The organism is Sphingobium sp. AP50 (assembly GCF_900109095.1).
In the GTDB taxonomy this organism is placed as follows: domain Bacteria; phylum Pseudomonadota; class Alphaproteobacteria; order Sphingomonadales; family Sphingomonadaceae; genus Sphingobium.
In genome coordinates, this window is sequence record NZ_FNYZ01000010.1 from 176329 (window position 1) to 186545 (window position 10217).

9 protein-coding genes and 1 pseudogene are annotated in these 10217 nt (G+C 58.7%); all 10 read left to right on the top strand.

Going from position 1 to position 10217, the window contains the following annotated elements; translation table 11 throughout:
• The first annotated feature begins 526 nt into the window (after positions 1-526).
• The gene (locus tag BMY84_RS17000) at positions 527-2233 is read left to right on the top strand and encodes a class I adenylate-forming enzyme family protein (RefSeq protein ID WP_218146978.1); all 1707 of its coding nucleotides are present in this window, start codon (positions 527-529) and stop codon (positions 2231-2233) included.
• A complete protein-coding gene (locus BMY84_RS17005; protein ID WP_093085412.1) occupies positions 2230-3000 on the top strand; it encodes an enoyl-CoA hydratase/isomerase family protein in 771 nt (256 codons plus the stop codon). Before BMY84_RS17000 ends, BMY84_RS17005 begins: the two co-directional genes overlap by 4 nt.
• Positions 2993-3694 carry an SDR family NAD(P)-dependent oxidoreductase gene (locus BMY84_RS17010; RefSeq protein ID WP_093085413.1) on the top strand — a complete coding sequence of 234 codons (702 nt, stop codon included), beginning with the start codon at positions 2993-2995 and terminating at the stop codon, positions 3692-3694. The genes BMY84_RS17005 and BMY84_RS17010 overlap by 8 nt, the downstream gene beginning before the upstream one ends.
• The gene (locus BMY84_RS17015; RefSeq protein WP_093085414.1) at positions 3694-4860 is read left to right on the top strand and encodes an acyl-CoA dehydrogenase family protein; all 1167 of its coding nucleotides are present in this window, start codon (positions 3694-3696) and stop codon (positions 4858-4860) included. The genes BMY84_RS17010 and BMY84_RS17015 overlap by 1 nt, the downstream gene beginning before the upstream one ends.
• Positions 4857-5723 carry a 3-hydroxyacyl-CoA dehydrogenase family protein gene (locus BMY84_RS17020; RefSeq protein ID WP_093085415.1) on the top strand — a complete coding sequence of 289 codons (867 nt, stop codon included), beginning with the start codon at positions 4857-4859 and terminating at the stop codon, positions 5721-5723. Before BMY84_RS17015 ends, BMY84_RS17020 begins: the two co-directional genes overlap by 4 nt.
• A gap of 13 nt (positions 5724-5736) precedes the next feature.
• Entirely contained in the window at positions 5737-6366 is a 630-nt protein-coding gene (locus tag BMY84_RS17025; RefSeq protein ID WP_093085417.1) for a 3-hydroxyacyl-CoA dehydrogenase family protein, read from the top strand.
• Positions 6363-7511 carry a CaiB/BaiF CoA transferase family protein gene (locus BMY84_RS17030; RefSeq protein WP_093085418.1) on the top strand — a complete coding sequence of 383 codons (1149 nt, stop codon included), beginning with the start codon at positions 6363-6365 and terminating at the stop codon, positions 7509-7511. Before BMY84_RS17025 ends, BMY84_RS17030 begins: the two co-directional genes overlap by 4 nt.
• 35 nt (positions 7512-7546) lie before the next feature.
• Positions 7547-8149 (top strand): YybH family protein, encoded by a 603-nt coding sequence (locus BMY84_RS17035; protein ID WP_093085419.1) that lies wholly within the window; start codon positions 7547-7549, stop codon positions 8147-8149.
• Positions 8150-8180: 31 nt separating this feature from the next.
• Positions 8181-9881, top strand: coding sequence for an FAD-dependent oxidoreductase (locus BMY84_RS17040; RefSeq protein WP_093085421.1), 1701 nt, complete (start codon positions 8181-8183; stop codon positions 9879-9881).
• 48 nt (positions 9882-9929) lie between these two features.
• Positions 9930-10124, top strand: a pseudogene (locus BMY84_RS17045) (nucleoside monophosphate kinase); the annotation flags it as partial.
• Between the last annotated feature and the right edge of the window lie 93 nt (positions 10125-10217).

The following is a 10217-nucleotide window of genomic DNA, read 5'->3' on the forward strand; positions in this document are numbered from 1 at the left end:
ACGCACAAGCGCGCTCTTTGGTGAATTTAAAGATACGGTCGGCTCTGTGGGAATGCGCTGGTGCCTGCGTTTGCCGCAAATGTCGTTCAGGCGCTCCAAGCCTGTTGTCGGTGACGACACGTGGACGAGCTTCCTGGCCGCGCAAAGGACATAATCGAGATCGATCTGCCGGCGTTTCCAAGCGCATTGCTTGTCCTTCTCGCTTGTCTCCGCAGGCCGGCAGCTTTCACGGGCCACCTTTGTGGGTCTGAACGGCGTCCAAGCCTAACTAACAACGGCCACTCAAACCGGCTGGCATGGTCTTTGCTATTATCGAACCGAAAGCGGCAGGTTGGAAAATTGCAAAGGGGAGGAAGGATTTGATCAACCAGACTGCGGAGCGCGCAGAAGCAAGGATAATGTCCATGTCGTCAGCTACAGATTGGAAAATGCCTTTGGCAACTAAGTGCCTCCGGGCGCGGCGGATGAACCGCAATCTTAAGCCGTCGCGCATTCGTTTGGCCTGCGACCTATTGCAATCGGGGCCGTGTCCGACCGAGGCATTGGTTATGCCTTTTTGCTCAGTGCGAGCCGCCGCGCCGCTGAACCCAACGATGGTGAGTTTCCAATGAGGCCGTTCCTGACGCTGCACGATCCGGCGGAAGCGGCCCGTCGCTACCAGCAGGGGCTTTGGGCCGACGACACTTTCTACACACTGCTCGCCAGAGCGGCCGACACAAAGCATGATAGGCCGGCGCTTCAGGACGGAACGAAAACCTTTACATGGCGGGAGTTGCTGCTGCGCGTCGACGCTATGGCCGACGATTTGGTACAGAGCGGCCTGGTTGCTGGTGACCGTGTATCGCTGTGGCTGTCGAACAAGATCGAGGCCATCGTCGTTTTTCTCGCGTGCTCGCGTGAGGGCTTTGCCTGTAATCCTTCGCTGCACCGCACCTATACCTGCGCAGAGATAATCGACCTAATGACCACATTGGGATCGGCCGCGTTGCTGACCGAAGAAGGTTGGGGAGCAGACCGCTCGACATCAGACTTCGAAGGTATGCTTGGTGCACTCCCATTTCTGCGCCGGGTCTATACGCCAGCCAGCATGCCACCGCCAAATCTGGTTTCCGAACGGGAAGTACACAGGAATCCTGATGCGGTAGCTTATCTTGCCTTCACCTCCGGCACGACTGGCACGCCCAAGTGCGTCATGCATTCGGCAAACACGCTTTTGGCCAATGGTCGTGACCTTGCCCGCGATTGGGAGATAGGGAGCGATGAGGTCATCCTGACCCTTAGCCCCCTTTCGCATCATATTGCGTGGGTAGCCGTTTCCCAATGGCTCATCGCGGGCTGTAGGCTCGTCACCGACGACGCGCCTGTTGGTGTCAGTCGGCTCGATTGGATCCTTGAAACGGGGGCGACCTACATCCTTGGCGTGCCGACGCATGCTATGGACATTCTCCAGGAGCAGCGGGCGCGCGCGCTTCCCAAGCTAGGCTCGGTGCGCATTTTCTACATGGCGGGCGCACCGATTCCGGCGGTGGTAGCGGAAGCTTTTATCGCTCAAGGGGTAACGCCGCAAAACGTCTATGGCATGACGGAGAATTCCTCTCACCAATATACCCACCGTGACGACACGCCGGAAATCTGGACTCAGACGTGCGGACGAGGGGGGCGTGGTTACGAGGTCCGCATCTTCGACCCCGAGAATGAAGATGTCGCTCTTGGTATTGGAGAAACCGGACAGATTGGCGGGCGTGGCGCGACCTTGATGCTCGGCTATTTCGACAACCAGCGCGCAACCGAAAAAAGCTTCAACCGCGACGGTTGGTTTCTTTCCGGTGACCTTGGTTCGCTCGACGCAAGCGGCAATCTCCGCATCGAAGGCCGATTGAAGGACCTCATCATCCGGGGAGGTCACAATATTTATCCTTCGCGCATAGAGGCGTCGGCTCTCACCCATCCGGCGATCGAGAAGGCTGCGGCCTTTGCAATTGCCGACGAGCGGCTTGGCGAACGTGTTTGCCTTGCTGTCATAGGCGAGGTGACTGCCGATCATGTGCTCGAGCATCTCGCGAGTGAAGGCTTGTCAAAGTTTGATATGCCGGAATGGTTTTTGAAGCTGGAGACATTCCCGCTCACGCCCAGCGGGAAGATCCTGAAGCGTGACCTCGCTGAGATGGTGGCACGCGGCGCGCTGGAGCCGACCGCTGTCCGCTACAGAAAACGAACCGAGGCATTGTCATGACTATTGAGCTTAGCCGCCTGGACAATCTTGCCCTGCTTACGATCAACAGGCCTCACGCATTGAACGCTCTGAGCTTCGCGATCATCCAAGAAATCGGTTCTGCTCTGGACGCGGTGGCAGGAATGGCGGACGTCAGGGCACTCCTCATCACAGGCGCAGGTGACAAAGCATTCTGTGCCGGCGCGGACATCAAGGAGTTGCGCAATCGGCCCTTGATTGATCAGAAGCGCGGATCGGAATTCGGTCAGGGGGTTTTCGCGAAGCTCGATACCCTTCCAGTCGCCTCCATCGCGCTAATTAACGGATATGCCTTCGGGGGCGGGCTTGAGCTGGCCCTCGCCTGCACGTTCCGTTTGGCGAGCCCGGTTGCCAGAATGGGTTTGCCGGAGATCAAGCTGGGCCTCATTCCGGGTTATGGAGGTACTCAGCGGCTGCCGCGCCTGGTGGGTGAGAGTAGGGCGCTTGAGATGATCCTCACCGGGCGCACGCTGAACGCTGCCGAAGCGGCCGCAATCGGACTTGTGAACAAAGTGGTCGAGGGCGACCTCATTGCGGCAGGCAAAGCATTTGCAGCGGAGTTTGCTGGCTACAGTCTGAGAACGCTCGAGTTTGCGCGTCGCGCAGTTCAACGCGCAGAGAAATTGCCGTTGGTTGAAGGCCTACGTGTCGAAGCCGACCTCTCGACCCTCGCCTACCGCACGGCGGACGCGGAGGAGGGCATGGCAGCGTTCGAAGAAAAGCGGAGGCCTGAATTCAAAGATGACTAAGAATACTATCATCGTAACTGGCGGCAGCAAGGGCATCGGGGCAGCTATCGCCACCGAACTCGATCGGCGCGGTTATCATGTCATCTGCGTGTCGCGCTCGGGTGAGGCTCCGGTAGGTGAGGGACGCGCTTGCGACATGACCGACGAAGCGGCCGTTCGGGCCATGTTCGCTGAAACTGCTCGCACGAGCGGGATCATCGGCCTAGTGAACAATGCAGGCGTGCATATTCACGGCATGATCGCGTCACTCGAAACCGCCGATTACGAGAGGGTGATGCGGCTCAACGCAACGGCGGTTATGATCGCGTCGCGCGAAGCCTACCCCCATCTTCGCGGCGAAGGGACAATCGTCAACATCGGCTCCTTCTTCGACAAACTTGGTGTCCCAGACAACTTCGCTTACTGCGCTTCGAAAGCCGCAGTCGGCGCGATGACGCGCTGTATGGCCGTGGAATGGGCTCGCGACAATATTCGCGTTCTCAATGTGGCACCCGGCTACATCGCCACTGACCTTAACAAGGATTTCCTCGCCAGCGAAAAGACGAGGGCGTGGCTTTCAAAGCGAATTCCGACGCAACGCGCCGGCGGATCCGATGAAGTAGCGCGCCTAGTGGGCTCTCTTTTCTCCGAAAACATCGGCTTTCTCACAGGTGAGACAATCTATGTCGATGGCGGTCAAGGGATGAATCACTGATGGGGATGTTCGGCCAAATTGATGCCAGCCGCCGCTGGAATGATGACGAGCGCCAGATCCTTGATCAGGTACAGCGCGTCGTTGATGAGGTAATCGCACCCAACGCAAAGCGCGTCGATGAGAACTCCGAATTCCCATGGGAGAATGTAAGGGCGCTTAACGCGCTGGGACTGAATACCGTGTTCATTCCCGAGGCTTTTGGCGGCTCGGCGATGCCGTACAAGCTCTACCTCGAGATCGTGACAATCATCTCCGAGGCGTGCGCGTCCACGGGTATCATCTACGCCACCAACTATCACGGTATGAAGCCGCTGATCGATTTCGGCACCGATGAGCAGCGCGCGCGGTTGCTGCCCGCCATTGCTGAAGGAGCGCTAGGCGCTTTGGCGATTACCGAACCGGGCGCCGGATCGGATGCGACGGGCATGAAGACACGTTTCACGCCGGAGGGTGACGACATCGTCATAAACGGCGGCAAGATCTTCATCACCAATGGCGATGTGGCGAGCCGCATTCTGCTTTTCGGCAAGTGGTCAGAAATCGAGGATCCCAGGAAGGCGATTTCCGCGTTGATTCTTGAAGAAGGAGCACCCGGCTTCTCTGTGATCGGCAAGGAGCACAAGATGGGCCATCGCGGCTCGTCCACATGCGCCTTGTCGTTCGACAATATTAGAGTGCCAAGAACAAATCTTCTGGGCGAGCCGGGTGATGGTCTGCAGATCCTTCTCGCCTCACTCAACAAGTCGCGGCCGTCGGTGGCGGCGCATGCGCGGGGCATCGCCCGCGCCGCGTTCAAGGATATGGTCGCTTACGCGAACGAGCGCGTTCAGGGCGGGAAGAGAGTACTTGAATTCCAGGGCAACCAGTTCACGCTCGCGGACCTCGCGGGCGACCTAGCACTGCTCGAACGTTGGATTGATTACGTCGCAGAGCTGGTTGACGGTGGTGCGAAAGATTTTGGAATGGAAGCGTCGCTCGCCAAGATGCGCGCATCCGATCTAGCGATGCGCATGGCGACTGAGTGCGTCCAGTTCCATGGCGGTTATGGCTATTGCACCGATTATCGGGCTGAACGGCTAATGCGCGACGCGAAAATCACGCAAATCTGGGAGGGGACCAATCAAGTCCACCGCCAGCTTATTGGACGGAGTTTCATCTCGAAATGACCAGCGACATCAAGAAGGTGGCTATCTGTGGAGCGGGCGGTACCATGGGGGCCGGGATTGCGTTGGTTGCGGCCCGCGCCGGGTTCAAGACGATTTGTTTCGACATGTCGTCAGACGCACTCGCACGGCAAAGGAAGGTGGCCGAGGGCTTCTTCGGCAAGTCCGTCGAACGCGGAAAAATGTCCGAAGAGGCGAAAAATGCTGCCTTGATGAATCTGGTTGACACGACCTTGCTCTCAGATCTTGCGGACTGCGATCTCGTGATCGAGGCGATTTTCGAGGATCTCGCTGCAAAGCGCGCGCTATTCAAGAAACTAGACGGGCTGTGCAAACCGGAAACGATCTTCGCCTCGAACACGTCAACATTGTCGATAACTGAGATCGCGTCGGGTTGCGGTCGGGAAGATCGTATTGTGGGTATGCATTTCTGCCTCCCAGCCCAATTGATGAAACTGATTGAGATGTCGCGCGGAGTGAATAGCGCAGACGAAGCCTTCAATTCGGCTTGGAACTGGACGTTGGCGGCTGGTCAAACTCCCGTGGAGACGCAGGACAAGCCGGGTTTCATTCTAAATGCGCTGCTGGTCCCGTTCAACAATGACGTGATCCGGGCGATTGAGGCGGGGGTTGCCCTACCTGCGGACATCGACAAGGCGATCAAGAAAGGCCTCGGTTACAAAATGGGGCCCTGCGAACTGCTCGATTTGATCGGCCTCGACACGCAGGTTCGTCTTTGTGAAGCCTTTTATCCGGTGACACTGGATCCCCGGGCATCGGCTCCGCCGCTGCTGCGCCGCATGGTCGCTGCCGGACATCTCGGCCGAAAGACTGGCAAGGGCTTTTTTGACTACCAGGCTGCCTGAAGGGACCCGCGAAATGAGAGACTATGAAATCGTTCAGGTCGGCCCCAGCCGATCCTTCCTATCGGGCGATCCGTTTCTTCAGAGCTCTATACCGGGCGCCGAAGTGATCTTGTATTTGGGCGGTCCTCCGGCGGAGGACGTTACCAGGACTGCGATACTCGTAGAGCTCGATACAGAGTGTCTGGGCGTTTACACAGGCGAGCAGTCCGGTTGTGAGGGCTCCAACATCCTGGGGTTCGCCCGGTACCGCAATGGAAATGATGCGCCCACTAATTTAATTGAACTGGTCCGTCAGCCTAATAGCAACACTGACGCGATCGAGGCGGCGATTTTGATGTTCGAAGCTTCGGGCTTCGAGGTCGTGGTATGCGCCGATCAGGCAGGGCGCATTATCGACCGGCTCGTGCGCCCGAAGTATAACGCCGCGTTGCGCTTCCTTGATGAAGGATTGGCAAGCGCCGCGGCGATGGACATGACATGCCGAATGGGCCTTGGTTATCCCGATGGTCCGATCGAGCGGGTTGTGCGTGGAGACCTCGCGCGCCACCACGATGTCACGACCGCGATATGGGCCATGAATGGCCAAGCGGCCTACATGCCGGCGCGACGATCAGTCGTCGCGAAGGCGCGGAAGCAGTCATGAACTCGCGCGGCGCTCTGTCCGGCCTGAAAGTCCTGGACTTCTCGACTCTGCTTCCTGGCCCGATGGCGACCCTATTCCTAGCGGAAGCAGGGGCGGAGGTGATCAAGATCGAACGCCCCGGCAAAGGCGAAGAGATGCGCAGCTATGTGCCGCGCTGGGGGCAGGACAGCGTCAATTTTGCCATGCTCAATCGTGGCAAGAAAAGCCTCGCTGTGGATCTCAAAAATGCTGATGACCGGGCCCGACTAGCTCCGCTTCTGGAGGATGCCGATATCCTTGTCGAGCAATTCCGGCCAGGCGTGATGTCACGCCTCGGACTGGGTTATGAGGATGTAGCCAAGATCAATCCCGGTATCATTTACTGCTCGATCAGTGGCTACGGCCAGTCCGGTCCCAAGCACGCGGCCGCGGGGCACGATCTCAATTATATAGGGGACGCGGGCTTGTTAGCTCTGAGCTTGGGCACGGCTGAGACCCCGGTAATTCCGCCTGCGCTAATCGCGGATATTGCGGGTGGCACCTATCCTGCTGTTTTCAACATCCTCCTCGCCCTGCGTGAACGCGATCGGTCCGGCGGAGGCTGCCATATCGACATCGCGATGGCGGACAATCTGTTTCCTTTTCTTTACTGGGCTATTGGCGATGGCCAAGCGGCGGGGCGTTGGCCAAGCAGTGGCGATGCTTTGGTCACAGGAGGATCCTGCCGATATCGCCTTTATCCCACGTTGGACGGCAAATTTGCAGCCGTCGCGGCGCTTGAAGACAAATTCTGGGAACGCTTCATTGCGACCATCGGGCTCGAATCCGAGTTTCACGACGATCAGGCCGACCAGCAATCCACCACAGCCCGTGTTGCCGAACTGATTGGCGCGCGAGACTCCGCTTATTGGGATGCGCGCTTCGTCGCAGCAGACTGCTGTTGCTCGATCGTACGCACCGCCCAAGAAGCGATGCGAGACCCGCACTTCGTCGCGCGCGGCGTGTTCAACGCCAAGCTCTGGAACGAAAGTGGCGAGGTGATCTGCGCCTTGCCGACCCCTATCGCCCCAGCATTCAGGGGAACCCAGACGGATCCGGTCCGTGCGCCTAAACTGGGTGAGCAGAACGAAATTATATTCGGGACCGCGGCGACGGCGAGCCGCTGAAGTCCCGACAAACAGTACAACAAAGAGGATAGATTATGACCGAGCCAGATCCCGCACATGTCGACGAATGGGGAACGGGGATGTGGGACATCTTCAAGCAGCTTGGCCATCGACCCAGGACGGCTGGTCTCTCGAAAGAGGACATCGCTATTCTGGATCATGAGGAAGCCGAGGTTCTCGATGCGTTCAAGCGATATCATTATCTTTACGACTCGCGCGATCTGGACGGGGTAGTGGCGCGATTCACCGATGATTGTGTCCTGGTGAACCCGCGGGGAACCTATATCGGCAAGGATGCCATCAGGGAAAATTACGAATATCTTATCAATCGGCCGCGGTTCTTCATCCACTATGGAACGAACACGCTGGTTCGCTTCGAACCAGGGATGGAAGAGGCATGGCTCGGCGCCTTCTATCAGGCTGCTATCATCTTGCCCGACAAGAGCAGCTACACGGGCTGCGGTACCTACATGAAGCGTCTGCATAAGCGCACAGGCGAATGGCGCGTATTTGAAGCGCGGATTACAGGAAATCACCGCTTCGACCATATGGTTGGACCAGGTGCCCCATCCTCGCCACCGCCGGGCACCTTCCCGAAAAAATCCGGAGATCTCATCGAAGAGACTGCAAGGCCATGACGAAGCACGATGTCATTAGTGATTGCAGCCGATGATGGTCGATCATCTGGACGGCGGACCCCTCGATCTCGTGGTAGTCGGCGGCGGCCTCGCCGGGTTAACGGCTGCGGTGAGGGCCGCGGAACTTGGCTTGCACGTGCTTGTGCTGGAGAAAGGCGAGGGATCGCACTATCCGTGCAACTCGCGGCAGTCCGGCGGGATCCTACATATCGCCTTCCACGACCCTTGCCGTGAGCCGAAGGAACTTATGGACCTGATTGCGCAGGTTAGCGATGGCCAGGCCCGCCCTGACATCGCGAGGGCGCTTGCATCGGAGGCGGCAAGGTTCATTTACTGGCTTCGAGACAAGCAGGTGCGGCTCATGCGGTTCGATCCGCGGGAGATGTATCGGTGGTGCATGGCGCCGCCCCGTGCCCTGAAGGGCGGCATCGACTGGGAGGGGCGAGGGCCCGACAGAACATTGGCTCAACTCGCCGACAGGCTGGTTGCCCTCGGCGGTGAATTGCAGCTTGGTGGTCATGCAACAGAGCTCGTAATGGTAGATGGCCGCTGCGTAGGCGTCCGAGGTAAAGTTGCAGGTGTGGATCGGGAGTGGCGCGCCCACGCCTGCCTGATCGCGGACGGAGGGTTTCAAGCCGATCGCGCGTTGTTCGAACAACATATCGCTCCCGATTTCGATACTGTCTTCCAGCGGGGCGCCCGAACGGGCCATGGAGATGGGCTGAAAATGGCGGTCGCGGCGGGGGCAGCGCTTAGCGACACGCATCGGTTCTACGGACATCTGCTCGCCGCGGAGGCGCGGTCCAATGACGCGCTGTGGCCGTTTCCGCAGCTTGATGCAGTAGCGACGGCGGGCATCGTCGTCGATGACGGAGGCAACCGGGTCGCCGATGAGGGACGCACTGGCGTGTACCTTACCAATGCGCTTGCCAGAGTTCCTTCCGACACTCGCCTCTATGCGATTTTCGACCAGGATATCTGGGAAGGGCCCGGCACCTTCGATCGGGTTTCGCCCAATCCGTGGATCGAGAAGGGGGGGGGCACCGTCTATCGCGCCGAAACTCTCGAGAATCTTTCGAAGCTGATCTCCGTTCCCGCTGACGCGCTGGTTAGGACGGTTGCGGGCTATAATGAGGCCTTGGCGGAGGGGAAGTTGGGCGAACTCACCATCACGCGGTCGCAGAAGGTTAAGCCGTTCAAGATCGCCACCGCGCCATTCATGGCTATTCAGCTGATGCCGGGCATCACCTACACGATGGGCGGTATTTCGATAGATGCTAGCGCTCAGGTACTGGGGAAGGATTCAAAACCCATCCCCGGCCTGTATGCGGCCGGAGCCGCGACAGGCGGCCTCGAGGGCGGCTCTGAGGCAGCGTATATCGGCGGTCTTATCAAGGCGGGTACCTTCGGAATGCTCGCGGCCGAACGGCTGGCGACTTTAAGGGGAAAGACAGTGGAAAAAGTCAGCGAGATGGCATCTGCGTCCCACTCGGCAGCCAGCTCACAAGGGCTGGCCCGCTTCCCATTGCTTCGCGGCACATTGCAGCACGGTTGGACGATTGCTTCGATCGCCGGACTGTTTGTCTGCGGGGTGACGCTGCTTCTTGGTTGGCCGTCATTCGGGATATTTTCACTTGCATTGGCAGCGCCCATCGGCGCGGCATCAACATTGGCGATCCTCAGCTATGTCGAGTTGGTCCGGCTGATCACAGAGCTCCTGATGCCCGAATGATCCCGATCAGACCGATAGGTAGCAATTGACGGAATTGGGGGTCACGCAATGAATATAGTCTTGTTGGGTCCGCCGGGTGCCGGCAAGGGCACCCAAGCGTCTAAGCTCGTCTCAGACCGTCAAATGGTTCAGCTGTCGACCGGCGACATGCTGCGCAGCGCCGTCAAGGCAGCAACACCGGTTGGGGTGATCGCGAAAGCGGTTATGGAGGCGGGAAAACTCGTCCCAGACGAAATTGTTTCGTAGGCATTCGGTGAAGGCCGCGGATCAGGCGGCTTCGCGTTGATCTTCGGCGGCGCGCCAATTCCATGGCAGCAGTTCATGGAGACGGTTCTG

Excerpts from the sequence above, each read along its gene's own strand:
- BMY84_RS17005 (WP_093085412.1), top strand. The coding sequence starts at position 2,230 with ATGACTATTGAGCTTAGCCGCCTGGACAATCTTGCCCTGCTTACGATC.
- BMY84_RS17010 (WP_093085413.1), top strand. The coding sequence starts at position 2,993 with ATGACTAAGAATACTATCATCGTAACTGGCGGCAGCAAGGGCATCGGG.
- BMY84_RS17015 (WP_093085414.1), top strand. The coding sequence starts at position 3,694 with ATGGGGATGTTCGGCCAAATTGATGCCAGCCGCCGCTGGAATGATGAC.
- BMY84_RS17020 (WP_093085415.1), top strand. The coding sequence starts at position 4,857 with ATGACCAGCGACATCAAGAAGGTGGCTATCTGTGGAGCGGGCGGTACC.
- BMY84_RS17025 (WP_093085417.1), top strand. The coding sequence starts at position 5,737 with ATGAGAGACTATGAAATCGTTCAGGTCGGCCCCAGCCGATCCTTCCTA.
- BMY84_RS17030 (WP_093085418.1), top strand. The coding sequence starts at position 6,363 with ATGAACTCGCGCGGCGCTCTGTCCGGCCTGAAAGTCCTGGACTTCTCG.
- BMY84_RS17035 (WP_093085419.1), top strand. The coding sequence starts at position 7,547 with ATGACCGAGCCAGATCCCGCACATGTCGACGAATGGGGAACGGGGATG.
- BMY84_RS17040 (WP_093085421.1), top strand. The coding sequence starts at position 8,181 with ATGATGGTCGATCATCTGGACGGCGGACCCCTCGATCTCGTGGTAGTC.